Source organism: Flavobacterium azizsancarii (assembly GCF_027980145.1).
Taxonomy (GTDB): Bacteria; Bacteroidota; Bacteroidia; order Flavobacteriales; family Flavobacteriaceae; genus Flavobacterium; species Flavobacterium azizsancarii.
Map to the genome: position 1 here is coordinate 1 of NZ_JAMZNK010000063.1, position 26,957 is coordinate 26,957.

Here is a 26,957-nt window from a genome sequence, read left to right on the forward strand (position 1 = left end):
TATATTTTTTATTAGAACTGTTGGTTTCATTTTATCTTCGACAGTAACTGTGGCAGTGGCTGTATCTGAATTCCCATTAACATCTGTTACTGTCAGTATCACTGAATTGCTACCAATATTCGTGCAATCAAAAGTAGTTTTATCTAAAGTCATTGTAGCAATAGCGCAATTATCAGTAGAACCATTATCGATTTGAGAAGCTATAATAACTGCTTTTCCTGTGGCGTCTAATTGAACCGTTATATTTTTTGTTACAACTGCTGGTTTAATTTTATCTTCGATAGTAACTGTGGCAGTCGCTGTATCTGAATTTCCATTAACATCCGTTACTGTGAGTGTCACTGAATTGTTGCCAATATTCGTGCAATTAAAAGTGGTTTTGTCTATAGTCATTGTAGCAATAGCACAATTATCAGTAGAACCATTATCAATTTGAGAAGCTATAATAGCTGCTTTTCCTGTGACATCCAACTGAACGGTAATATCCTGAGCTACAACAGTTGGTTTGATTTTATCTTCGATAGTAACTGTGGCAGTCACTGTATCCGAATTTCCTGAGGCATCCGTTACTGTCAGTATTACTGAATTGCTACCAATATTCGTGCAATCAAAAGTGGTTTTATCTAAAGCTATTGTAGCAATAGCACAATTATCAGTAGAAGTATTATCGATTTGAGAAGCCGTTATAACTGCTTTTCCTGTGGTGTCTAACTGAACCGTTATATTTTGAGCCACAGCTGTTGGATTAATTTTATCTTCGACAGTAACTGTGGCAGTCGCTGTATCCGAATTTCCTGAGGCATCTGTTATTTTCAATATCACTGAATTGCCGCCAATATTCGTGCAATCAAAAGTGGTTTTATCTAAAGTCATTGTAGCAATAGCACAATTATCAGTAGAACCATTATCAATTTGAGAAGCTATAATAACTGCTTTTCCTGTGACATCCAACTGAACGGTAATATCCTGAGCTACAACAGTTGGTTTGATTTTATCTTCGACAGTAACTGTGGCAGTGGCTGTATCCGAATTGCCTGAGGCATCCGTTACTGTCAGTATTACTGAATTGTTGCCAATATTTGTGCAATCAAAAGTGGTTTTATCTAAAGCTATTGTAGCAATAGCACAATTATCAGTAGAAGTATTATCGATTTGAGAAGCCGTTATAACTGCTTTTCCTGTGGTGTCTAACTGAACCGTTATATTTTGAGCCACAGCTGTTGGATTAATTTTATCTTCGACAGTAACTGTGGCAGTAGCTGTATCCGAATTTCCTGAGGCATCTGTTATTTTCAATATCACTGAATTGCCGCCAATATTCGTGCAATCAAAAGTGGTTTTATCTAAAGCTATTGTAGCAATAGTACAATTATCAGTAGAACCATTATCGATTTGAGAAGCTATAATAACTGCTTTTCCTGTGGCGTCTAACTGAACCGCTATATTTTGAGTCACAACTGTTGGGCTGATGATATCTGGTGCTACTACAATTATAAATTTTTGTTTAATGACACATCCATTATCATCGGTTGCAGTTACTTCATAGGTTCCTTCATTTAGATTAACCGCTTCATTGGTTGTTGATGTAATACCATTGTTCCAGACAAAACTGTAGGGAGCTACACCGCCTGTAATAGTTGCTGTTGCTGAACCAGTTGCTGAACCTTGACATAATGCATCTGCCTGTGTTGGAACACTGTTTAATGCTGTTTGAATATTAGATATTGTTACATCACTAGAATTGCTACAACTTCCGTTTGTTATTGTCCATCTTAGCACATAGGTAGTTCCTGGAATTCCGCTAAAGAAAGTTTCTGCCTCATTAACATTAGTAATTGTCCCTCCAGAACCACTTACAATACTCCAACTTCCGGTACCTAGTACAGGAATATTTCCTGCAATTTCTATAATGGCACACTTATCATTAACAATTTGAGCTTGAGATGTAGTTACAAGACATAAATTAGCTGCATCAGAAAAAACTTCACCACAAATAAAATCAGACTGGTTAATCACTATACGATAACCGTAATTATGATGAGATGAAGGGATATTAGTTAAGACTAAAGTTGGCGTTGTTGTACCTGAATAGACTGGTGTGTCGACTAAATCATTCCAGGTAATTCCTTTGTCAGCACTATATTGCCATTGGTATAAAGTTGTGCCAGAACCAGCCATTATACTTACATTATAACTTACACTTCCTGATACATCTGAAACAGCATCTTCGGGTTGTGCCGTAATACTACTACTCTTTCCTGGTTTTCTAACATTTGGATTCGTTCCTGAATAATTAGCCCCAATTACCTTTCCGTCTGAATCAACTGCTGGAGGATTTCCGTCACCATACATCATATTTCCATCTGAGCCTTCGGCAGTTTTACTATTATATGCTTCATTGGCATCGCTACAGCCGTCGTTATCACTATCAAGATCCAAATAATCTGGTATTCCATCATTATCAGTGTCCAATGAATTTTCAATAACTAAACTTCCCGTCTCAATATTAAAATTACCTATTGATGGTGATGTTGCATTGGATATAACATCTCCTATACCAGTATATGCAGACAAAATAGGCACTTGATTCGTAGTTGAATTAACCGTTATTGATTGACCTGCGACGATATTTGTTATTTTTACAAGAGACGATGATGGATCAGAAGGAAAAGGTACCCAACCTGTAATCGCTGCTCCATTGACACGAATTAAAGAAGTACTCGCTGTATTTACTATTAAAGCTAAAACATTTGAATAAATCATAGAACTTGGTGTAGTAAAATTAAAGCTGGTAACTGCTTTATTTGCATCCAAAACATTTAACCATGAAGGGTCATTATTATTGGGTGTTACTTGCCAAACAGTAACTTTTTTACTTGTTTCAAGTATTTTAAGATCAGTAAGAGCTACGTTAAAATTATAAACATCACCCGCATCTAGCAATGTTTTAATCAAAACACCATCGATTCTTACCTCAGTATTGGGCTCTTCAGCCATTACGTAAGTAGTATTCGGATTATTATTTGGGATGTAATGTTTTGTACCTAACTGATTAGTTGGCAACAACATTATGTTCAGGTTCTCACCTCCACCAGATGGGGTCCAGGCAACATCGACTCCCATAATAACTCCTAAAGGTTGGGTTGAACTGATAGTCCAACCAGTCATATCCAATTTATTACCTCCTTGCAAATAAGTTTGTCCAATATTTAGAGTAAAAGTTTTTTGAAGGAGTCCTTCCTTATTTTTTATTATAATCTGATTATTATCAATATTACTATAAATAGCTGCGTATTGATAATTACCTCTTTGTGTATCTGTAAACAATCTGTATTCGGTTCCCCAAAGCTTTTCTGGTAGGACGATCCAAGAATCACTTGCAGGACGACTGGTTGTTAACTCCTGAACAATAGTCACTGGTCCTGTTGCGCTCAATATATAACTTTTATTATTTTCTACTGTATTCAATTGCATTATAGGAATTCCTGTTTGTGGTACATTAATCGTTAATGCACCAGAATTTGGTATTGTATAAAAATTATTTCTGAAATTAATCTCTGTACCTGCAGCCCCAGAAATGTTAATGTTCCATTGTTTTATCATACCATCTTCAGCTGGTGGTGCGAATAAATTAAATACAGTAGCGGTTGTAGATACATCGCGTTCTTCATCGTCTAAAATACCATCATTATCATTGTCTAAATCGACGCTGTTAATTACGCCATCACAATCATAATCCTGATTAGGACCGGTACCCCAATTAGCACACGGATTATTATTTGGATCCAGCTGAACCTTTACGGCTGTTCGTGGTGATTCGCACACACCATCGTTTTCACTTACATAATAGGTTTGCCCATTGTTTAAGACGGTGCCGGATGATAAAGGAAAAGCAGCACTATTACTGACATACCATTTAGGATTAGCGGCACTTGTTATTAAGGTGGCTAAAGTTGCATTTATATTGGTATAAACGTACGGTGAAGCAATTACAGGTGAATTAGGAAGAGTATTTAATGTAACCTGAACAGGAACTCTTTCAATACTTTCTACTCCATTTACGGTTTGACTTGCGTAATAAGTAGTATTATTGGTCAAAACAGTTGTATTTATCAAAGCATTTCCGCCTGTTGCAGCACCATACCACTTTATATTTTCCCCTTGTACAGAAAGATTGTTTAACCTAACATTAAAATTGATACAAAAATCTTGATTAGCTGCTGCTTGTGGAGGTGCAATTATTGTAAAGACAACTTTACTCCAATTACTTTCCTCATTAGTACTACACAAAGCCTTAATGTAATAGGTTAATTTCGTATTCAAAGGAGGATTGCTGCATGTTTTACTTACAACTCCCGCAGCAATGTTTCCGGATTCTACCAAACCGGAGCCGCCGTTCCCAGGTAACCCTGAAGTCCGTAATTCATATAAATAACCATCTAAAGCATTTTGTTGGTTACTCCAGTTTAAAGTTACATTTCCATTTATACTATTTGATACTATTAGATTTTGAGGTTTATGGCAATCTTTTAGCGCCCCGGTAAACTGAATTTGAGCAATTGTTTGCATAAGAATAATATTACTAGCTGTCAAATTGTTAATATTCACTGTCGCAGCACCATAAGCCAATATTCCCCTGTTTCCTATAGTTGTGGGTGTATAAGCTGAAAAATAAGGGGTCGATGATCCTGCTGCATTTTGTAAAACAGCAACGACCAAATTGTCAGAGGTATTGTAATTAAAACTTGTAGGTAAATCAATGGTTATCCATTGATTATCTTGTGTAATAGTCACTATTCCAGAATAAACTGACGTAAGATCAGCTACAGGAATAAAATCAGAAGCTGAAGAAAATGATGTTTTGTTTGTATGACCTAAATAAACCGACCAATTATTAAAATTAGATGCGTTTACAGCTCCGCCAGTAATTTTCCATTTAATTTGCGTGATGGGTCCAGTTGTTCCATCCTCTGCCTGATATTCACTTGCCAGAACAATTTGTTGTGTATAACTATAGCCTAACCCATCATAACAAGGAAATACAAAATCGGTACTAGTGCCTCCCGATGCACCAATATGAATTTGAGCGTATAAAGTATAAAAGGATAAATAAAAAAATAATAGTAGAATTTTTTTCATAAAGTTAATTTGATATTAATGGCTCTAAAACTTTTATTTGTCGTCAGGATATAATAGTTAAGGAAAAATCTAGTTTCGTAAATAGGTTAATTAGGATTACTACTTTGGAAAGACATCTTAGATATTTCTAACTTAAAGTTAATTTTAAGTATGTGATCCCTAAAGTGCCAAAAATAGTACTTAATTAACCCCTCCGAAAAAAAGAAGGGGGGACAAATTGGGGGACATTTTGAAGCAAAACACTAACAAATTCAGCCTTATAGCTGATATTAAAATACAGAGAGCCCTTTTTTTTAATTGCTATTGCGTTTCTTGGCTAATTAGTATACACCAAAATCAAGTGCATAAAAAAAAGATTTTTTTAATGTTTTACTCTTTTTTGGGATACAACTAAAATCTATTAAAAATGATAATTTGGTTAAAAAAAAACTTCAGTCTGGAGTCGATTTCAAATTTTGTGCAAAAAGTTATGGCGGTTTGTTCTATTTCGAATAAATTATTCCATAACTTTTGCTTGCAATCAAAGAACTATTTCCTTTAATCCCTAAAAGCACCGTCCAAACCAAAATGCTGAAGACATACAAAGACAGCCACTACTTATAGCAAGGCAATCTTTTTTAAGTTTTCCGTAAAATATCTGAAATTTTTTTCCTTAATGGTCACAAAATTAAAATCCCATTTCGTTAAGAAATGGGATTTTTTTTATGTCTATTCTATGTTATTTATAAGTACTTACATTTAAATATAAATAGTTGTTCCGATATCTTATTATAATACCATTCTTTCCGTGATTGTTTTATTTGAAGAAGCATCAATTCCGGTGACTTCGGCATACTTTACATTTGGTAACCAGAAAGAACCGCCTTCAATGCGCACAAATATTTTTTCTACCTGAATTTTTTTCTGATTTACATTTACAAAAACATGGTATTTTTGATCTGAATCTATCTTTTTTAAGGTTAAGGATAACTTTTTGTACGATACAAATTGAAGCTCAAACTCCTCATTATTTACCGTTTTACTTTCTATTCCGTATGCAAATTTACGTTGCATATAAGTTAAATCTTTTTTTTCTCCCTTCTCTGCATATCGAATCCAGTACGCTTTTATGGGATTGCTTTTGTCTATTTTTCCATCTTCCTGGTAGTTTATAGCATATATCGCCGTGTTTACATTTGGGTCCCGCTGAATATAAAACAGCATATTATCTATATTTTTGGGCGTTGGAAAATTTAATGGCGATGGATCTTTGGATTGTGCCAATAGGTTTTCAGAACACATATTTACGAAGATCGTTATAATGATTAGTGATTTTGTGAAATTTTTAAATGGTAGTTTATTCATAAATGAAATTTTTATATAACCTTTGGGGTATAATTATTCTAACACATAGAAACATAGCTTTAGGACGCTTAAGAAAGGCGTTTCACTTGTTTAAAACAAACATAGTTGGCTATGTAAACTAAGTTTCTTTTTGTTTTCTTCTTTTACACATAAAATCTATCCCGTCCCGAAGTTTCGGGATCGGGATAGGATCGTGCAATCTCATTAAGTTAAGCTTTTAAATTATTACAGATCAAATCCGTTTTTATCCGCGTTTTTACGAAGTAAATCTGTTTTATCCGCGTCAAAATTAGACGCTGATTTTACTGATTCGCTAAAGCAAAAACGCTGATAAAAACGGATTTCCCTAATTACTTTCTGGATTAATCTGTTTTTTGTTTGCCCTAAAAACCCAATATTTAATCAGCGGATAATTAAATCCATAAGAAACAAAAGTATCTGTGATTAATCTTCCTATTCTATAATCGATTTGAAATACTTTTTGCAAAATAAGCGTACCACATGATTTTAAGGAGATGCTTCCCAAAACCACCAACGCAAATTTAAAAAGCTGACTATTAATGTGGCTGCTATAACCAGATTGATTTTTAAATACCCAAAATCTATTGATACTGAAATTGATAATTGCGCCAACGGTCCCGGAGATTAAAATAGAAAAGGTAAAATGCAATTTGAATACTTCTGTCAATAAAATCATCAAGCCATAATCTGTAATACCACCCAAAAATGCTGCAACTTGTGCTCGCAGAAAAGTAATAATGGATTTTTTCCTAAACATATCAGTCGTGGGTTTTATCCTTTAAATCGCCCAACTTTAAAAGTTTCAAGCTATCAGCAGTATTGATTATAAGCAATATAATAGTAATTAAACCAGCCAAATATGCAATTGATCCCTGAAATAAAACTTCAATAATTAAAATTAAGGCAATAATAAATCTAAGTTCTGTTGGTCCAACAAAGCCAGAATCTATACGATATTCATTTGTAATTTTGTAGCGTAACTGGCTGATGATGATAGACCAACCATACAATGCGACAAAAGTAAAGGCTATTATTTGTGTGCCATTTTTAGCATAAATGTAGTAGCCAAAACCTATGAGTACAATACCAATCCAATCGGCAATAATATCGAGTGCAAAACCATACCAACGGCGTTGAATATTTCTATAATACGCCAATCTTCCATCTAAAGAATCGCCTAACCAATTTATAACCAAACCGATAATACCCAAAAGCAAATACCAATTTGCTATGTAAGTACCTAAAACAAAAGCTAAAAAAACTAATCCTGAGCCAAGTGTACCAATTAAAGTGAGTACGTTTGGCGAAATGAATTTAGGCACTTTTGGAAGCAAAAATACAATCGTTAACTGTTCTGCCCTTTTTAGAATATTAGTTCGCTTACGGTCTGAAAATGTTCTTTGCACAATTGCACTATAACCTTCAATTTGTGTTTCTTGTCCCATCAATAACGCAATATTTGCAAGCCTGATAGTATAGCCAATTCTAGCTTTAATTTTATTTTTCTATGGGTATTTTTAAAAAAATCAGTGGTTCTTTTTAGCTTACCTGATCTGATCAGATAACTAAATGCGAGGGCAATCAGCATATTATTTAACAATTCCCGCAAAACGTTGATAGAAAACCGTTGGACTGTTCTCGTTTTTAGGAGCATATTTTCCTGCTATAATCGGAATATAAATAACTCTTCTTCTACTTTCTTCGCCACGGATAGAGGATTCTGCCACTCTGTGCCACAAACGGCCATCGTGAATGGTTAAATCTCCGGCCTCCGGATTTATGGAAACTTCTTCTGGATCAGCTTTATTGTCTAAAAAGTATTTTTTACGGAAAAGCATTTGATAAATATTTTGCTTGTGAGTACCCGGAATGATCTTAAGACCGCCATTTTCAGGTTGTAAAGTGCTTAAATGGATACCCACATTTAGCATAGGGTTTAATTTTGCACCATAAAAAATATCTCTCAAACCATCTGTATGCCATCCCATTTTAGTAAACTTACTTTCTGGCCCATTGATATAATGATTGAAAACCATTCCGTCTTTTTCTTCAGTGCCTAATCTAGCCTCATCGCCTGCCAATGGTAATAAACTATTAAATCTTGGATCAAGTAAAAGGCCGCTTAAGGTTTGATGATGTTGATTGATAAAAGCAAAACGCTGTACAATAGGAGAACCATCTAAATCTTTTCCATATTTAATAGGAACACCATTTATTTTTTGAAGGTCATTGTCAATCCATTTTTGCTGTACTTGTTTCGAGGCATCAATGATGGATGAAACAGTTTCAGGATTTATAAATTTTTTGAAATGGATAAAGCCATATTGGTTAAAAAAGTCAATTTGCTCGGCAGTTAATTGCTCAGTAAGGGTAAAAGTTTTATAAGAAGATATCATGATAATATAGATTTAATAAATGAAATAATAAAGTTTAATAATTTTATCTAAAAGATTAGCAGCAACAACAGCAACAACACATTCGCATATTGGCGTGCATTTGGTCTTTAGGAAAATTAAACTTATTTCTTTTATTTGACATACTCTATAGTATTAGTAGATATTAAAACAAATGTAATATAATTTCTCTTTTGCAAAGGATATTTTTTTATTTTTTTTTCGAAAAAATTAAATTTTATAGATTCCGGCGGCAGTTTTTTCGATAAAAGCCTTTGGTAGTATGCGGTTAGCATAAACCGAAATGATATTTGTAAAACCCGGAATCACTTCAGATTTTTTGCTGAACATGGCTTTTACTGCCATTTTTGCAACTTCATCAGGTTGCATATTAAACTTTTCTGCCATTTTGCTAAAAGTGTTTAAACCAGCTCTTTCAGCAAAACCAGTATCAACCGGCCCCGGACTAAAACAGGTTACAGAAATTGAAGTTGGGGCAAGTTCGAAACGCAAGGCCCGTGTAAACGATAAAACAAAAGCCTTTGTGGCTGAATAAACGGCTAGTGTAGGTACAGCCTGGTAGGCAGCTGTACTCGATATGTTTAAAATGTAGGCTTGTTTTTCTTGTGAAAGTATGGGTACTAATAAATGCGAAAGTTCTACCACTACATTCATGTTAAGTTGCATCATGCCAAGCTGATCTGTTAGAGAAGACTGGCTGAAATTGCCCCACACACCATAACCGGCATTGTTAACTAAAAAGCCAACTCGATAATTATTCGTTTTTATCCAATCGGTTACTTTTAGCGATGCACTATTTATCGAAAGATCAATCGATAAAATAGCAGCATTGATAACGTATTTAGCTTGAAGATCATCAGATAGTGCTTTTAATTCCTCTTCGCTTCTTGCAACAAGCAATAGCGAATAACCTAGTTTCGCCATTTCATAAGCAATAGATTTTCCAATGCCTTTGCTGGCGCCAGTTATTAAGGCATATGGTTTCGTTTTTTCGCTCATTTTATTTATTTAATCCTCAAATATAAAAATTAATTGTAAACTGTTGGCTGTGCAGCCTGTATAATGGTTGCTCTCTGCTTCCCTACTCGTACCTATTGCACTCCGCATCTTTTCAGCTGGCAGATTGTCCTAAAACTAATTGTTCAGCCTAATTACATATTTCAGGAATCTATATTCTATTTAGAATAACCCATTTTAACAAAATATTTTTTTCTTTTGGCAATCCTAGTTTTTCAATGATATTACTTCGATGTCCTTCCACAGTTTTTTCAGACAGGAATAATAATCCTGCTATTTGTTTGCTTGTTTTTTGTTGTGCTATAAGTTCAATAATTTTTCTTTCAGATAATGTTAATTTAGATAACAGATTATCATCGTTTGAATGATCCTGAAACAAATCATCTTCTAAAAAAGTACTAACATAACGGTTTCCTTTTGCAACTTCCTCAAGACATTTTTCCAGTTCTGTTTGTGCATGCTCTTTTAAGATATATCCATAAATACCGTATTCTATAGCTTTTTTATAAATAGTCATTTCTTTGTGCATCGTGAGTAAAATAATTTTAGTCCTTAATTTACTTTCCTGCACTTTCAGGCTCACATCTAAGCCATCGAGACCCGGCATATTAATATCTAAAATGGCAATATCCGGATGGTGCAATTTGATTAAATTTAAGGCTGCCACTCCGTTTGAACAAGTATCTGCTACTTTATAACCATATGCTTCTACAAAACTTTTGGTGCCTTGTAAGGTAAAGGGATGATCGTCGGCTATTAATACATTCATAGGTGTTTTTTTATTTCAATAGTTATAATTGTTCCATTAGGGTCTGAAACAATTTTTGCCTCTCCTCCTATTGCCCTGCTCCTTTCGATAATGTTGTGCAGACCAAATGAATGATTATTGTTTAAGGTTTCCTGAACATTAAACCCTTTTCCGTTGTCTTTTATTTCAATGACAATAGTACTTTTATACTCAATCACACTAATTCTTGCTGCAACTGCATCAGCATATTTAATGATATTAGACAATGCTTCTTGTATGATACGATAGATTTGCAATTCGACCACAGAGCTCAAAGAACCCTTATAATCTATTTCGGCAGTAACCATAAAATCATTAACATTCTGAGTTCGTTCTACCATTTGATTAATAGTCGCTTTCAATCCCACTTTATCAAACATTATAGGATGAAGATTTCGGCTAATACTTCGAATATCATTAATAATACCGTCTATTTTCTTATTGGTACTTTCTGCATTTTCTTCAAAAGTATTTTTCAAACTCAACAACTCATGGCTCACACTATCATGCAAATCACTTGCAATACGTTTGCGTTCTTCTTCTGTTTTTTCTAAGAGCTGCTTGGTATATAATTGTGTGTTTTGTTTTTCTTTTTTTAATTTTCTCTGCTTTTGCAAAAGTACAAGTGCCACACCAATAAGTCCAAGCCCAATTAAAACCGAAACCAGTAAAGCTATTGTGGTGTTTTTATTTTGTATCGTATTTTCCTGAAGTGCTATTTGCTGTTCTTTTTTCTTCGTTTTATATTTTACATCAAATTCAATTACGGCATTTGCCATTTCCATACTGGCTATACTATCCTGGATTTTTGCCCCTTCTACTGCATACAAATGAGCATTTTTATAATCTTTTTTTGCAACAGCATCGTCTAATAAGACGCTATAACAATCTCGTAATTTTCCAAAATGACGATTCTCCAAAAGTATCGGAATACTTTTTTTAATCAATTTGGTGTCTTTTATTCCTTTATTCTTTTTTATTTCATATTCAGCTACTAAAACATCGTATTCTAAATTCGTGATATTAGAATTTAGCGCTATTACCTCAGGTTTCAATTCATCCAGTAAATTTTTTGATTCTTCGAATTTACCTTCATGGTAGAGTTTTTTGATATAATATTGTGTTAAAGGAACTTCAATCCAGGTATTGACTTCACCACTTTTTTTAAAAGAATGATAGGTAGAATCGCTCAATGCATACATCTTATCATACTGCCCGGCATGATCGTAAATATTGATTCTGTTAAACAAATAGGTGTAAACATTCGAGTATTTCTCTCCTCTGGTATACTTAATCGCCAGACTGTTATTTTTTAAAGCATTATCATAATCATGCATCGCTTCATAAATTCCTCCAAAATTGTCATAAAGTGTCTGTAGAATATTGGTTTGATCTGTCTGTTTAAAATAATCTAATGCCTTATAATTAGCTGCCAAAGCAGATTTTTGATCTCCAATACATTGATAACACCAACTAATAGTACTATAGGCATCTCCTTTTTTATAACAGCTTTTATAATCGTTAACCGGAATAAGTGTATTCTTAGTATAATAGCTAATTGCCTTTGCAAATTCGCCTTTATCAGTATAATAATCCCCTAAATAGCTTTCTACAAAAGAAGCATTGATTGCAGGAACCTTATTTCTATAATTTTTAGAATAAAAGTTAATGGTATTCATAAACGGCTTGTCAAATGAAACATGCGAAGATTTTTTTAAGCTTACAATTTCCATCGCCCTGCTGGCTTCAATAAATTTTCCTTCCTTAATTTTTTGGTTATAATATGTATAAAAGACAGAGAGATAATTTTTTTTATTGTAATTCTCTACATCATTTAACCAGGTGCAGGTAGCATCAAAATTTAGCTTCAGTGGTTTTTTATATATAATTGTCTCCTCTTTTTGCTTATTACATGCTCCCAAAATCAATAAACATAAGAAGAAAAGGATACGAAATTGTATTATATATTTTTTTACTGACATGGATTTTTCTTTTGAACAAAAGTATCTTTTTATATGAGATAAAAAAGCATATCCTAAAATATGAGGGTTTCCCCCTGTATGATTTTGGTTTATTATAGTTCAGTTTTGTAATGAAAATTATAACTCATTTTTAATCCAATTTTAGGAATTATGAAAAACAATTACTTACTAACTTATTTTAAAACGGGACTTATGCTGCTCTTTTTGTGTTTTACGGCAGTTCCGGCCGTAGCGCAAGTCATCGGGACTCAGCCCATATCTCATACGGTTAGCGCAGGAAAGCCTACCAGTTTTAGTATTACGACGCTTGGTAACGGCTCATTTAGCTACTTTTGGCAAGTTTCAACCAATGGCGGAAATTCATTTACTGCGTTATCAAATGGTGGGGTTTACAGTGGGGTAAACACAGCGACTTTAAACATCAGTAAAGCTCCTGTCTCAATGAACGGTTATCAGTATAAGGTACTATTATCTGGTGCAAGTATTGGTATAGAACTATCAAACACTGCAACGTTAGCAGTTAGTGTACCTTCTCTTGAAGGCAATCGTGATTGGAAATTTGTTGGAGCAGCAAACATTTCTGAGCTTGGAGTTCAATCTACCTCTATTGCTATAGATCCTGCAGGTACCCCATACATATCATATAGAAGAAATGAATACCAGCAATATTTTGCTGTCGTAAAGAAATTTAACGGCACAACTTGGGAAACTCTGCCTACAGATGGCTTAACAACAGATTGGGTAAATCAACCTGTTATAGCTACTAATTCTTCAGGCGTGCCTTATCTTTCCTATTCTAATCTCTTAGGTTATAGAGGAATTGTAAAAAAATTTAATGGTGTAGATTGGGAAACATTAGGAAATGCTAGTTTTTCAGGAGGAGAAGCAGGTTTTATATCCTTTTCTTTTGATAATTTTGATACGCCTCATGCCGTATATTATGATACTCAATTGAATTTTAACGGAACTGCCAAGAAATTTAATGGTACAAGTTGGGTTCAGGTTGGATCTCCTATTTTCTCAAATGGTAGTGCAATCTATTTTTCTACCGCATTTGATTCATTTAATACAGAATACGTTGCATATCGAGATGGAGGTAATGGTGGTAAAGCAAGAGTAATAAAATTTAATGGTACAAACTGGCAAAATGTGGGTACACCAGAAATTTCTGTAGGCATTGTTCACTCTACTACTGTTGCGATTGATGCGGCAAATACTGTTTACTTGTCTTATAGAGATGAAGTAAATGGTAATAAGATAAAAGTAGTAAAGTTTAATGGTACAGACTGGATACCAGTAGGTGCTGCATTTGTTTCTGATATTGTAACGCAATATTCTCGTTTAGTTTTAGACCCGACAGGTACACCGTATATACATGCCTATACTTCAGATTTTAAAAACTTACTATTTAAATTTGATGGTACAGATTGGCAAAAAATTAAAACAGATAATATTTTATCTCTTTCAAATGGTTCACTTGCCTTTAATCCAGAGGGAATGCCTTATATAGTCTATGATGACAGAACAACAGGCAAGGCTCATGTCGTGAAATATGATCTTGATATTCCCGTTATAACCTCTCAGCCTCTTAATAGCATGGTTACAGGCGGTCAGGCCGCAAGCTTTAGTGCTACTGTAACGGGAAGTTCTCTTACTTACCAATGGCAAGTGAGTACAGATGGCGGAAATACATTTACATCTATAGTTGATGGTGCTACATACAGAGATGTTACAAAAGCAAGAATGTATATTAATAATGCTCCGGTTTCTATGAATAATTATCAATATAGATTAGTTGCAAATAATGGAATCGAAGTAATCTCAAAAGCTGTTGTTCTAAATGTTGAATCACCCGAATATAATACTACCCGAGAATGGCACGTTGTAGGTACTCAAGGTTTCTCGAATGCATCATTAAACGATGCACCATCAATGACTTTCGGGTTATCGGGCAGTCTTATTGTAGGATATGCAGATCTTAATGCCGGAGGCAAAATTTTAGTTCAAAAATTTGAAAATACAACTTGGGAGACTCTGGGAGAAACAACTGCTACAAGTCATGCCAATTTTCCCAGTATAAAATCTGACTTATTTGGTAAACCTTATATGGCTTATCAAGATGTAGTTTTAGGAAATAAAGCTTCAGTCGTAAAATACGATGGTACAAGTTGGAAAAATGTAGGTGATGCCGGTTTCTCAAACGGAGCAATTAGTTCTATTACATCTGCGGTTGGTTCTAATGGCGTTCCTTTTGTTGCCTACGCAGATTCAAGTAATGGTAACAAAGTAACTATTAAAAAGTTTAATGGATCAAGTTGGGAAAGAATAGGTGATTCAGGTTTTACCAATAATGAAGTAAAAAATATTTCTTTGGCTATTGATGCTGGGGGCATTCCATCCGTTGCGTATCAAGATGCCGATAATGATGGAAAAATTACAGTGAAAAAATTTGATGGAACAAATTGGACAGACGTTGGAAACTCCGGTTTTTCAGATAATAAAGCTGATAATATTTCATTAGCAATCGATGCTGCAAGTATACCTTATGTGGTGTACCAAGATAGCGACTCTAATAATAATCCGAAAATTAATGTAAAAAGATTGAATGGTACAATCTGGGAAAATGTAGGAAATACTCTTCCGGCAGCCAAAATTCAGCAGCTTTCTTTTGTACTTGACAGATCCGGTACTCCTTTTATTGGGTATAATGATTATAACGACAATCTTAAAACGACAGTTAAGAGACTTATTAACGGAAACTGGGAAAATGTAGGTAGCAGTAGTTTCTCAGAAGGCGCGACCTCTTTTCCTACTTTGGTTGTTTCGGAGTTTGGTATACCTTTTATGGCATATGCAGATGCTACAAAAGAAAATAAATTGACTGTAATGCAATATAACATGGTTGTAACTGTCGATCAGGAAAATGTATCTTGTTTTGGTGATCATAATGGATCAGCAACTGTGAGAGTAACAGGAGATCATGAATCTCTTTACTACGAATGGTCATCAAACGATAATGATTCAGATGAAGATCAATCAGATAAAGTCTCTGGACTTGCAAAAGGCACTTATACTGTTAAAGTGACAGATGATAATGGTAATCAAGTCACAAAATCGTTTGTGATAACAGGGCCAGACGCTTTAAAAGCGACAAAAACGCAAACAGAAGTATTGTGCTACGGAGATGCTACCGGTACGGCTACAGTAAGCGTAACTGGCGGTACAGGAGATTATACTTATTCATGGTTGCCATCTGGCGGAACAGAAGCTACGGCAACAGGACTAACTGAGGGTGATTATAGCGTAGTTGTAAAAGATGCAAAAGATTGTACAATTACAGAAAACTTTACGATAACACAACCTACCTCTCCACTAGTTGTAACAGCTGGTCCCAAAACCAATGTATCTTGTAATGCAGGAACAAATGGTTCGGCTTCTGTAAACGTAACAGGCGGTACGGGAGACTATAAATACTCATGGTTACCCTCTGGCGGAACAAATGCTACGGCAACGGGGCTAACGGCCGGAACATATGAGGTAACCGTTACAGATAGTAATGGGTGTACTAGTTCTGTATCAGATATTCATATTGAAGAGCCAGAAGCTTTAACAATTAAAGTGGCTACAAAAGAAAACATATCTTGTGCCGGAGCAGCTAATGGATCTGTTACAGTTAATGCAGCAGGTGGTGCTTTTCCATACACCTACAAATGGTCCAAAAATGCCGGAGATGCTACAACACAAAGAATATCAGGACTTGCCGGGGGTACTTACAGCGTAGAGGTTACCGATAATAATAACTGTACTTTTACTTTAGAAGATATTCTTATAAGCGAACCTTCTGCACTAGTTGCTACAGCTGGTTCACAAATAGATGTTTCTTGTAATGGGGGAACCAATGGATCTGCAACAGTACATATAACAGGTGGAGTTTCTCCATACACTTATACTTGGTCGCCATCAGGAGGTAATGAAGCTACAGCAACTGGTCTTTCTATAGGTAATTATGTTGTGACTGTTCAAGATGCTAATCTTTGTACAACTAAACAGGATTTTACAATATCTCAGCCATTATTTGCACTTAGCGCTACAACAACCCAAAATAATGTTTCCTGCAATGGAGGTAACAATGGTTCGGCTACTGTAAACGTAACAGGTGGCACAGGAGATTATACCTATCTATGGTTGCCCGCCGGAGGTACAGGTGCAACAGCAACAGGTTTAACTGACGGTATATACACAGTAACTATTACCGATGCCAACTTATGTACAATTACGCGATCTGTAACTATAACAACGATTACTGATGTAATTGTACCGGTTCCTGATGTAACAAATTTACCAAATATTACTAATTATTGTGCGGTTTTAGCAACTGATATCGCTATTCCTACTGCTACTGATAATTGTAACGGAGTAATCAATGCTACAACAAATGATCCCTTAAGCTATACTACAGAAGGCAGTTATACAATTACCTGGAAGTATACCGATGCCAGCAATAATAACACTACACAAACTCAAACCATAAATGTAATTGCTTCGCCCCTTAAACAAGTTAGCTTTAGTAATAAAGAATTTAGCTATGACGGAAACCCGCATGCCATTCAAATAGACAATCTTCCTGCTGGAGCAACCGTAACTTATACCACAACTCCTGCAACAGGAAGTGCTAATAGTGCAACAAATAGTGGTACTTATACCGTTACTGCTACGATAACGCCTGCTTGGCAAATGTCTAATTGTACTCCAATAGTTCTTACTGCAGAGATTAAGATTAATAAAGCTGCTCAGCAAATTACTTTTGACGATTTGCCCACTAAAAATATAGGCAAAGACAATAGTTTTCAATTAGAAGGAAAATCAAATTCAGGCCTTCCTGTATCTTATACTTTTAATTATACCTCTGCCCTTGCTCCTGCAACTATTTCTTCTTCAGGATTGGTAACGCTACTTCAGTCAGGAGAAATTACGATTGTGGCGCATCAGGATGGTAATGATAATTATCTGTCTGCCAATACTGTTTCTCAAATTCTTGTAATTACAAACGGTAGTGCCTCAATAGCACAAATTACGATTGGTAATCAAAGCTTTGAAAATCCACAACAGCAAATAAATCATTTACTGGATTGCGGACAAAGCAATCCAACTATTACTATCCAGACAGAAAACAATTCATCTCTTGTTTTTCCTGCTAGTACATTCACGATTCAAACTCCCAAAGTTGGGGTTTACAAACAAGATGTAACGGTTACTTCGCAAGACGGGACGATTAGCAAGAATTATGTAATAATTGTAGAAAGACGTTTTAATTTCTTTGATATTGTTCAACAGAAATTCAATAATGTGCTCCTTGTAAACAACAATCCACAAACAAATGGCGGATATGAGTTTGTTTCCTACAAATGGTTTAAAGACGGTCAATTGATAAGTACAGGTCAGTCTTACTCTGCAGGAAATAATATTACCGATACTCTCGATGCTACGGCTAATTATAGCGTAAAAATGACTACTAAAGACGGATTGGTACTGCAAACCTGCAGTGCTGTAATTCAAAAACTTAATTCATTTCAGGCCAAACTTTATCCAAATCCAATTCAGGCAGGACAAACTATCACTATTGATGCCGATTATTCTGTACAGGAATTGGAAAAAATGCACATAAGCATCTACTCTATTTCAGGAAGTTTAATACAAACAATAGAGTCATCTACTGCAAAAACTCAAATGCAATTACCTCCTTCCTTACAAAACGGAACCTATATTGTGATTCTCGAAACTAGCGATACTAAGAAATCATTCAAAGTAATTGTAAATAAATAAAAATAAAAAACTGCCAGTATTATCCTTAAATAATACTGGCATTAAATAAAATTAAAGATGAAAAAACATATAACCAATTCTATAGCATCTATACCTTTTATTGTAACATTTTTAGGGCTAAGCCTTAGTAGTTATAGTCAGGAAAGAAAACATGAATTTTCTTTTGTACTTGGTGGCGTATCTTCTTTTATGCAGTACGATTTACCTGCAGGGCAACTAACCCCGGGAAATGGATTTAGTGCAGGAATACGTTATTCTTATTATTTAAATGAAGGATTGAGTCTTGGCATTGGTGCCGAATATCAATTGTATAAATCTGCCGTTTCTTTTGAATCTGTTTCAGGTCAATATACAACTACTGATATTGAAGATGAATCATTTGAATTTAAATACAGAGCAACAGACTTGAGAGAGGAACAAAAAATAGCCTATATTAATATTCCCATTGCAATTCAATTCGAAACTCCAGGAACGACAAAACTATACCTTGCTGCCGGCGCCAAAATAGGATTTGCAGCCAGCGGATCTTATGAAGCTAAAATTGGTAATCTTACTACAACAGGTTATTATCCGCAATATAATATCGAATTACCCACTCCTGCATTTGCAGGATTTGCAAGCGCAGACAATGTCAAAGAAAACAAACAGGATCTTGATACCAAAATATCTTACTCCGCTACCTTTGAAACTGGTGTAAAACAGCTTATTGGCAAAAAAAGTGCTTTATATCTTGGTGCTTATTTTGATTATGGACTGAATAATATTTATGATAAAAAAGATCAGAACATTATTCAATATAACAACGAAATTTTACCTGTGAAATTGCAATACAATACCGTTCTTAATGCTGCCAATACAAATAAAATGACATTGGTTTCTTATGGTCTTAAGTTAAGGTTTGCTATTCGATAGGTAAAACTTATACTTTCGAGTTCACAAAATCAAAATCCCATTTCTAACGAAATGGGATTTTTATATGTTCTTTTTGACTTTGGACGCGAAGTCAGAAGATATTAGCAACAGCTTTCTACAAGAACTCATCGATGATCGGCTTTATTTGTTATTCCTGTTTATATCATCATACAAGTTATCAACTACTTTTTCTAAAATTTCTCCTGTTTCATTAAAGCTCGTGTTTGTCAATATCGATATCCCCATATTTTGTTTAGGATAAATCACAAACCAATTCTGCATTCCGTATATACCTCCGTGATGTCTGTAAATTAATTCGTTATCATTTTCTATTATATACCAATGATAGCCTTCCCAAAAATCAGAACCTTCTTTATATAATTTTTTATGAGATTCTTTTACAACAGGATTTGACTTGTCAAGTTGCAATTTCATATATTTCACTAAATCTGTAGTTGTAGAGTGCAATCCTGAAATTCCACCCCATAAAGTTCTATTGAAATTAGGCATTAACTCATTTTTATCGTTATAGCCTTTTACCAATTTTGTTTTATCATTTTCATTTAGTGTAAACTTAGTTTGGTTCATTTTATTTGGCTTCAAAACAAATTCAATTACCAATTCTTCAAAAGGTTTTTCATACACTTTTTCAAGTATATAAGCTGTCAACTCCGGAGCTGTGTTTGAATAGGAATATATTTCTCCCGGTTTCGTTTCGATTTTGATTAGTTTTAATCCTTCAAAAAAGGCCTTTTTATTTTCACTTTTTATAGGAAAATTAGGGAATCCACTTGTATGTGTAATGAGGTGTTTGATTTTAATAGGTTCGCCCTTAAATTCTAAATTGGGATAAGGTTCGTCAAGATAGATTCTAATATCATCATCTAAATTTATTTTTTTATCAAGTACTGCTTTAGCGGCTACATAACCTGTAAAAGTTTTGGTTACAGAAGCTAATTCATAAAGTGTAGAATCGTTTGGTTTGTTTCCTTGTTCAATAGTTAATTCTCCAAAATGTTTTATTGTAGATTCTCCATCTTTAAACACTACAACCGAAACCGAATGAAATCTTTTGTCTTCTAATAATTGAAGAGCATTTTTTGTAATCGCGTTTTCAACATTTTGTTTATTGATTTGCTGAGGACTTTTACACCCGAGTAATGCAAAAAATAAAATAATGGTTAAATATTTCATTGTCATAATTTATAGTTTAATTTTCTGCTTAAGTGGTTAAATAGCATAAAAAGATTCTTCGTGGGTTACAACTACATTGAAACAAAAAGTTTTAATCTATTATGGCTTAAGACAGTAACAATTTTAGTCCCTTTTTTAAAGTATTGTTATTTTTTCGAATATTTCATTTAGTGCATCTTCCATAACTTTGGCTGTATCCGTGCCACTTTGATTAGTAATAATAAACGCACCTAGATCGTATTTTGGAACTATATAAATATAACATTGAGAACGTGGCACTCCACCGTGATGTATATAAAAAGTGCCCAACTTTTTATCATCTGTAGCGATATTCCAAAAATAACCAATACTAAACTCATTGTCAAATTTTACAATTGTTTTATGTGATTCAGCAACGATTTCATTATTTTTCAACTGAAACTTAATATACTTAACCATATCTGGTATTATTGATTTCATATTACCGGATGCCCCCCCAAGGCAGTTTCGGCATTGGCGGCGTGATTACACTATTATCACTGTGATAACCTACTGCAAGCTTTTTGGCTTCCTGATTAGAAAGGGTGATTTTTGTGTTCTGCATTGCAATGTTTTTAGTCAAGTAATCTGTTAATAGTTTTTCATACTTTTTTTTATAAACTTTCTCTAAAATAAAAGCTATAAGTTCGCTGCCTGCACTCGAATAAGAATATTTATACCCTGGAACGGTATCAATTTTGACTTTATGAAGATCTCTTAAAAAATCTTTTTGTTCATAGTTTTTATAAAGTTCATTGATTTTTGCAGGAGTATCGTGATTTATGAAATTCTGCAGAATTATATTTGCTTCAAATGGCAGCATATTTGAAAATCCGCTTGTATGTGAAAGCAAGTGTTTTATAAGAATAGGCTGTTTTCCATACTTTAGATTTGGATAATTTTCCGGTAAATACTTCTGGACTTCATCTGCAATATTCAATTTCTTTTCGCAGACTGCTTTTGCTGCAAGTGTTCCTGCAAATGTTTTACTTAAAGAACCTATTTCATAAATTGTTTCATTATCAGGGCAATTATTTTTTCCTTCTTCTAATTCTCCATAATGACCTATGAATTCTTTTCCCTGATAAACTATTGCGATTGAAGTAGAATGAATTAAAGGTTTTTTAATCATTCTATTTGCTGCACTATCGATTAAGGTTTTAATATTAATGGTTTCTGCTTGTGAGCTCTGAGCCAGGCAAAAGATAGAGGATAATAAAAGAATTAAAAGGAATCTATTTTTCATAGTTTTAAACGGTTGTTTTTTTTATGTGGAATTGATTAGATTATCGAATATTTTTTTATAAAAGTATTGATTTTATAGCTATATAATTATTATCTAATTCAAACTTTATACACTATTCTAATATGAGTGATTTGTATGTTCTGCTAAGTTAATCTTGCGAAAAATTCCTTAACAAATCAGCAGCAATCTATATTCGCCTTCATTTTCTATTGGCGCTCTGTGAATACATGGCAATACTTGCTGTTTTGGATGATCTACAGCCAGTCGCCAAAGATGGCCCAACCCTAAATTAACAGGCGCTGTATCCGGATAAACCTGATAATGCAAGTCGAAATAATTTTCCCACGCTGGCGCGAGCGCAATGTCATTAAGTTAAGGAAAATCTATAATGCTTTTGTCTAATTGATCTCGCGCAAAGTCGCAAAGCCGCCAAGTTTACATCCGTTTTCTTTGCGACTTTGCGCGAATTTTTTTAGCCATAATTGTCCTTAAAAAAGCTTAACTTAATGACATTGCGCTCGCGCCAGCGAGGATATGCGCTACATAATGTAAAATAATATTTAACAATACTACGCAAAAAAAAACATAAAAATTACGACTTTCCATAAAACAGAATTCTTTTTGTTCATCTGATAAAGAGTCGAGAGACTTCTATCAGGTTTATAATTTCTAAGGAACAAAAAAATTGCGCAAAGTCACAAACATTTGCACAGCTTCTCATGAAAATTATTCGCACAGCGGGAGATCAATTAGTAAATATTATTAATCAAACACTTATAACAATTTAAATCTTTTACAAAATCTATTTTGAGTCTGTTTTCGTATATATAAGTAAAAGCTGCTGTCATGGAAACATTACCAATATTTCTTATAAAAATTTTGCAGGTGCTTGCCGAAAGATATGGCATGAGTTGCACTTTAGAAGAACTGACAAGTCTCTTAACTACTGTTTTTAATGCTTATACGCCAGCGAGAGACACTATATCTCATGAGAAGGAAAAACAAGCAAGAGTATTAGATGCTTTACTACTTTTGAATAACGAGGGGTATATCTTTTTAAATTCAAGTTCTGATGAAAGTACAATAAGTTTAAAAGGGCTAATTTTGGTAAATAACAAAGTTATCTGCAACTAGATTAACTTCTTTACACTCAACAAATCAGCAACAACCTATATTCGCCTTCATTTTCTATTGGTGCTCTATGAATACAAGGCAATACTTGTTGTTTTGGATGATCTACGGCAAGGCGCCACAGATGTCCTAATCCTAGATTAACAGGTTTTGCATCGGGATTTACCTGATAATGCAAATCAAAATAATTTTCCTTCAGAAAGTCTTCGAATTCTTCTTCTGGTCCTTCATGCAGGTCTTTTAGCTTGGCTCGGATTTCCGGAATCAGGATTTTTTGCTCGGCTTGCGAATTAGCAATAATATCACTTGCCGCTCCGTGATACGTACATAAAAAAGTATCTGTTGCAATGGGCGAACGATCAACATGAAACGAATACACATCTGTCGAGATGAAATCAAATTCATCATCACGATCATAACACTTCAATAAATTAAGAGCCGGAGAAGCACCAAAATCAGTTAATAATTGTACATCATTTAGGATTGTTTCCCTTGCAATATTTCCCTTTTCTGATAGTTTTAGTGCGAGTAGATCTTCAGGAAAAACTTCGGTTATGTTTTCTTTTAATGATAATTGAGATACAATCTCATTAAAATCGCCATCTAAATTTCTGAACCAACACAGTGCATTCATTTCTTCCTTGAAACTGGTATGTATAAGATCAGAGAAAGTAGCTACCACTCCTATTTGGCTGTTGTCAGAAAATGTATTGCTCATAGTATAATAGTAAGAAGCGACTTGCTTCATGTTTTACAAAATTATGTAATAAACGATTAATTGTAAATTATTTTTTAAACACATAGAAACCCATTTCTCTCACATAGCAAGTCCCGAAGCTCAATGTCATTAAATTAAGCGTTTTTTGAATGTGGATTAACTTGTTGTATCAGTAACGCTATCAGAATCTGTAATCTTATCATCTCGACGCAGGAGAGATCACATAAGAACTCGACCAAGATTAGCAAATATTTGAACTAAAATACTAGTGTGATCTCTCCAGCATCGAGATGACAAACTTTGTGGTTACTTATTTATCTATTTACTAATTCGATAACTTAGTGCCATTTCCCCGAAGCTTCGCGATGTATTTTAACTAAGTAAAAAGCCTTTTTTCGAGAAGTTATATTCTATATTTCTATGTGTTAAACGATTTTTTATTAATTCAAGTTGCGGATTTAATAAGCTGAAAACCTTCAAATTTAGAAGAGCTTAGTTTTGTTTCAAGCAGATTTTAAAAGATTTTAGATATGTACGCGGATTTATTTATAATCAAAATTAAATCTGCATAATCATCAAAATCTGCGTTAAAAATTCGTTTTCTCCAAAACATTTGCTCTTGATACCAAACAAACAGCAACTTGAATTAATTACACGCAACGGGTTATAAAATAGAACGATGCAGTAAAATCCAGTTATTTTTTTGTTTTTAAAACTTTATAACATACAAAAAGAATACCCAGCCAAATAGGAATTAATTCTACGGATAACTTCATATTAGTGATCCACATGATGCATAAAATACCCAACAAAAACAGGAAACAGATGTAATTACTTAGTGGATAAAATATCGAAGGAAATTTAGTTTTTGTGTTTTCCTTGTCTTTCGCGCGCCTAAATTTTAGATGCGTATAAGAAATCATAACCCAGTTAATAACTAGACAAGACACTACTAAAGACATTAAAATACTAAAAGCCTCTTTTGGAATTATCTTATTTATTAAAATACAAATCGCTGCAAAACAGGAAGATATTAAAATGGCATTAATTGGTACTGATTGTTTGTTTAGCTTCATTAAAAACTTAGGCGCATTGCCCTGATCTGCTAAACCATATAACATACGGGAGTTGCTGTATACGCTACTATTATAAACTGATAAAGCTGCAGTTAATACAATTAAATTAAGCACATTAGCAATAAGGCTTGTGAAAAATATTTTTTTGCCAAACAACTCAAATTCCATTCCGTTTAAGTTTTGAAAAACCATTACAAACGGACTACTATCTGTTGTAATTAGTTGCCATGGCGACAAAGCAAATAAAATTACCAATGCACCAACATAAAAGATAAGGATTCTATAGATGACCTGATTGGTTGCTTTTGGAATGTTTTTTTCCGGGTTTTCTGCTTCGGCAGCTGTAATACCAATTAGTTCTAAACCACCAAAGGAAAACATAATTAGCGCCATTGCAGCTAATAAACCCTGAAAATTACCAGTTGTAGTTTTTTCGAAGAAACCTTTAGGAAAAAATCCTCCATCGTTATATAAATTATGAATTGTAGCGTGTTCACCTCCTGTACCACTTATTAGCAAGTAAGTACCAAAGAGGATCATTGCAATAATTGCAACCACTTTTATGATCGAAAACCAAAATTCAGTTTCTCCGTACACTTTTACCGAGGCAAAATTTAAAGCATTAACAATCAGGAAGAAAAATAAACTGGATGCCCAAAGCGGAATTTCAGGCCACCAAAACTGTACATAAACACCAATGGCTGTAAGCTCAGCCATAGAAACTAAAATATATAATATCCAATAATTCCAACCAGATGCAAAACCTGCAAAAGAACCACAATATTTATAGGCAAAGTGACTAAAGCTTCCTGATACAGGCTCTTCGACAACCATTTCGCCAAGTTGTCTCATAATAAAAAAAGCGATAATTCCGGCAACAGCATATCCTAAAATAACAGATGGCCCTGCTAATACAGCCGCTGGACCAATGCCCAGAAAAAGACCTGTTCCTATTGATCCGCCTAAGGCAATTAACTGAATGTGACGGTTAGTCAGCCCACGTTTAAGCTGATTCTCTTCTACGTCTTCATGGTTTTTTTTCACAAATTAGAATTTTAACTGAGTAAATATGTACTCAAAAATATATAAGAGGCGAAGATAACTTAAAAAAAGAATCGTACAAAGCATACGTTATACCAAAGAGATATTTTATTGCACTACTGTATCAATCTGATCGGTATACAGGGCTTTCTATAGAATATATCGTTTAGGTAAAAAATGTATCTTTGCAGTCATATATTATCATTTATGTTGAAAGAAGAACGTTTTGCAAAGATTCTGGAAACACTCTCAAAAGATGGCAGGGTTCACTTTGATGCTCTCGCAATATTATTGGAAGTCTCTGAAGATACGATTCGCAGAGATATTGAAGCACTGCATAATAACGGGCTTCTTTCTAAGGTTCGCGGAGGCGCTATTCCGGTGATCAAAAACCCTTTGAGTTTTGTAGACAGAGCTGCTTATGTAACAGGCAAGAAAGAAGTTATTGCATTAAAAGCACAGCAGTTTATTGAGGATGGCCAAACCATATTTATGGATGGAGGAACTACCAACTGCAGTATTGCGGCAAAACTGCCCATTAAATCAAAACTTACTATTATAACCAATAATACATCACTTATTCCGGTCTTAGAAAACCATAAAAATATAAAAATCATACTTTTAGGAGGTTTATATAATACTCAAACTCATACTACCGAAGGTGCAAAAGCCTGTAATGAAATCAGTACTTATATTGCAGACAGCTATTTTCTGGGAACCTGCGCAATTGACAGTACATTTGGTGTTACTGCAACTTTTCCTGGTGATGCTGATGTAAAAACAGCCATGCATAAATTTGCAAAAAAAACGCTGGCTCTTGCTGTGGAAGAAAAACTAAATACATCAGAGACTTTTCGAATTTGTTCTATGGATGAAGTAGCGGTATTAATCACAGAACTTCCCAGTACTGATTCTAAATTAAACTCATACAGAAATAGCGGGATTAAAATTGTATAATTTTTTTAAGTATAAAATAATCATATAAAAAATGAGGTTGTCTGAAAAGACGACCTCTTTCTTTTATTATACTAGTAGATTTACAGAGTGTTTCTTGAAAAATGTAAATTTGGGCTAAAATGGTCTTCTATAAACTT

Annotated in this window: 17 protein-coding genes and 1 pseudogene; 4 read left to right on the forward strand and 14 right to left on the reverse strand. The window is 34.2% G+C overall.

What is annotated here, in order from left to right; translation table 11 throughout:
- From NJT12_RS22795 to NJT12_RS22830, 8 genes are all read right to left on the reverse strand, one after another.
- On the reverse strand, positions 1-5,139 hold a 5,139-nt coding region (locus NJT12_RS22795), incomplete at its 3' end, for an Ig-like domain-containing protein (protein ID WP_479687005.1).
- Positions 5,140-5,907: 768 nt separating this feature from the next.
- Positions 5,908-6,483 (reverse strand): DUF4833 domain-containing protein, encoded by a 576-nt coding sequence (locus NJT12_RS22800; protein ID WP_271338419.1) that lies wholly within the window; start codon positions 6,481-6,483, stop codon positions 5,908-5,910.
- Positions 6,484-6,829: 346 nt separating this feature from the next.
- On the reverse strand, positions 6,830-7,261 hold the full coding sequence (locus NJT12_RS22805) for a GtrA family protein (RefSeq protein WP_271338420.1): 432 nt from the start codon (positions 7,259-7,261) through the stop codon (positions 6,830-6,832).
- 1 nt (position 7,262) lies between these two features.
- Positions 7,263-7,949 (reverse strand): CDP-alcohol phosphatidyltransferase family protein, encoded by a 687-nt coding sequence (locus tag NJT12_RS22810; RefSeq protein WP_271338421.1) that lies wholly within the window; start codon positions 7,947-7,949, stop codon positions 7,263-7,265.
- A 144-nt stretch (positions 7,950-8,093) separates the two neighbouring features.
- On the reverse strand, positions 8,094-8,900 hold the full coding sequence (locus NJT12_RS22815; protein WP_271338422.1) for a phytanoyl-CoA dioxygenase family protein: 807 nt from the start codon (positions 8,898-8,900) through the stop codon (positions 8,094-8,096).
- Positions 8,901-9,128: 228 nt separating this feature from the next.
- Complete coding sequence (locus tag NJT12_RS22820; protein WP_271338423.1) at positions 9,129-9,917, reverse strand: SDR family NAD(P)-dependent oxidoreductase; 789 nt, start codon at positions 9,915-9,917, stop codon at positions 9,129-9,131.
- 169 nt (positions 9,918-10,086) lie between these two features.
- Positions 10,087-10,704, reverse strand: a complete 618-nt coding sequence (locus NJT12_RS22825) for a response regulator (protein WP_271338424.1) — start codon at positions 10,702-10,704, stop codon at positions 10,087-10,089.
- Positions 10,701-12,704 carry a tetratricopeptide repeat-containing sensor histidine kinase gene (locus NJT12_RS22830; protein ID WP_271338425.1) on the reverse strand — a complete coding sequence of 668 codons (2,004 nt, stop codon included), beginning with the start codon at positions 12,702-12,704 and terminating at the stop codon, positions 10,701-10,703. Before NJT12_RS22830 ends, NJT12_RS22825 begins: the two co-directional genes overlap by 4 nt.
- Before the next feature lie 150 nt (positions 12,705-12,854).
- Here NJT12_RS22830 and NJT12_RS22835 point away from each other — a divergent pair, with 150 nt between their 5' ends.
- Together NJT12_RS22835 and NJT12_RS22840 are read left to right on the forward strand one after the other, a co-directional pair.
- The gene (locus tag NJT12_RS22835) at positions 12,855-18,527 is read left to right on the forward strand and encodes a T9SS type A sorting domain-containing protein (protein ID WP_271338426.1); all 5,673 of its coding nucleotides are present in this window, start codon (positions 12,855-12,857) and stop codon (positions 18,525-18,527) included.
- 57 nt (positions 18,528-18,584) lie between these two features.
- Complete coding sequence (locus NJT12_RS22840; protein ID WP_271338427.1) at positions 18,585-19,439, forward strand: outer membrane beta-barrel protein; 855 nt, start codon at positions 18,585-18,587, stop codon at positions 19,437-19,439.
- Positions 19,440-19,580: 141 nt separating this feature from the next.
- Here the strand turns inward: NJT12_RS22840 and NJT12_RS22845 are convergent, their stop codons facing one another.
- The 4 genes and pseudogenes from NJT12_RS22845 to NJT12_RS22860 form a co-directional block, all read right to left on the reverse strand.
- A complete protein-coding gene (locus tag NJT12_RS22845; RefSeq protein ID WP_271338428.1) occupies positions 19,581-20,639 on the reverse strand; it encodes a serine hydrolase domain-containing protein in 1,059 nt (352 codons plus the stop codon).
- 129 nt (positions 20,640-20,768) lie between these two features.
- On the reverse strand, positions 20,769-21,092 hold the full coding sequence (locus NJT12_RS22850; RefSeq protein ID WP_271338429.1) for a hypothetical protein: 324 nt from the start codon (positions 21,090-21,092) through the stop codon (positions 20,769-20,771).
- A 1-nt stretch (position 21,093) separates the two neighbouring features.
- Entirely contained in the window at positions 21,094-21,897 is an 804-nt protein-coding gene (locus NJT12_RS22855; RefSeq protein ID WP_271338430.1) for a serine hydrolase domain-containing protein, read from the reverse strand.
- Between the two features lie 168 nt (positions 21,898-22,065).
- Positions 22,066-22,239, reverse strand: a pseudogene (locus tag NJT12_RS22860) (DUF1826 domain-containing protein); the annotation flags it as partial.
- Positions 22,240-22,743: 504 nt separating this feature from the next.
- On the opposite strand from NJT12_RS22860, the gene NJT12_RS22865 reads away from it, so the two are divergent.
- A complete protein-coding gene (locus tag NJT12_RS22865) occupies positions 22,744-23,031 on the forward strand; it encodes a hypothetical protein (RefSeq protein ID WP_271338431.1) in 288 nt (95 codons plus the stop codon).
- Positions 23,032-23,047: 16 nt separating this feature from the next.
- Here the strand turns inward: NJT12_RS22865 and NJT12_RS22870 are convergent, their stop codons facing one another.
- Positions 23,048-23,746, reverse strand: a complete 699-nt coding sequence (locus tag NJT12_RS22870) for a DUF1826 domain-containing protein (protein ID WP_271338434.1) — start codon at positions 23,744-23,746, stop codon at positions 23,048-23,050.
- Positions 23,747-24,441: 695 nt separating this feature from the next.
- Positions 24,442-25,866 (reverse strand): amino acid permease, encoded by a 1,425-nt coding sequence (locus tag NJT12_RS22875; RefSeq protein WP_271338432.1) that lies wholly within the window; start codon positions 25,864-25,866, stop codon positions 24,442-24,444.
- 204 nt (positions 25,867-26,070) lie between these two features.
- Here NJT12_RS22875 and NJT12_RS22880 point away from each other — a divergent pair, with 204 nt between their 5' ends.
- Entirely contained in the window at positions 26,071-26,820 is a 750-nt protein-coding gene (locus tag NJT12_RS22880; RefSeq protein WP_271338433.1) for a DeoR/GlpR family DNA-binding transcription regulator, read from the forward strand.
- Positions 26,821-26,957: the final 137 nt, after the last annotated feature.

Coding starts and splice junctions, on each gene's coding strand:
- NJT12_RS22865 (WP_271338431.1), top strand. CDS start 22,744: ATGGAAACATTACCAATATTTCTTATAAAAATTTTGCAGGTGCTTGCC.
- NJT12_RS22815 (WP_271338422.1), bottom strand. CDS start 8,900: ATGATATCTTCTTATAAAACTTTTACCCTTACTGAGCAATTAACTGCC.
- NJT12_RS22810 (WP_271338421.1), bottom strand. CDS start 7,949: ATGGGACAAGAAACACAAATTGAAGGTTATAGTGCAATTGTGCAAAGA.
- NJT12_RS22835 (WP_271338426.1), top strand. CDS start 12,855: ATGAAAAACAATTACTTACTAACTTATTTTAAAACGGGACTTATGCTG.
- NJT12_RS22855 (WP_271338430.1), bottom strand. CDS start 21,897: ATGAAAAATAGATTCCTTTTAATTCTTTTATTATCCTCTATCTTTTGC.
- NJT12_RS22800 (WP_271338419.1), bottom strand. CDS start 6,483: ATGAATAAACTACCATTTAAAAATTTCACAAAATCACTAATCATTATA.
- NJT12_RS22820 (WP_271338423.1), bottom strand. CDS start 9,917: ATGAGCGAAAAAACGAAACCATATGCCTTAATAACTGGCGCCAGCAAA.
- NJT12_RS22850 (WP_271338429.1), bottom strand. CDS start 21,092: ATGAAATCAATAATACCAGATATGGTTAAGTATATTAAGTTTCAGTTG.
- NJT12_RS22880 (WP_271338433.1), top strand. CDS start 26,071: ATGTTGAAAGAAGAACGTTTTGCAAAGATTCTGGAAACACTCTCAAAA.
- NJT12_RS22805 (WP_271338420.1), bottom strand. CDS start 7,261: ATGTTTAGGAAAAAATCCATTATTACTTTTCTGCGAGCACAAGTTGCA.
- NJT12_RS22840 (WP_271338427.1), top strand. CDS start 18,585: ATGAAAAAACATATAACCAATTCTATAGCATCTATACCTTTTATTGTA.
- NJT12_RS22870 (WP_271338434.1), bottom strand. CDS start 23,746: ATGAGCAATACATTTTCTGACAACAGCCAAATAGGAGTGGTAGCTACT.
- NJT12_RS22830 (WP_271338425.1), bottom strand. CDS start 12,704: ATGTCAGTAAAAAAATATATAATACAATTTCGTATCCTTTTCTTCTTA.
- NJT12_RS22825 (WP_271338424.1), bottom strand. CDS start 10,704: ATGAATGTATTAATAGCCGACGATCATCCCTTTACCTTACAAGGCACC.
- NJT12_RS22845 (WP_271338428.1), bottom strand. CDS start 20,639: ATGACAATGAAATATTTAACCATTATTTTATTTTTTGCATTACTCGGG.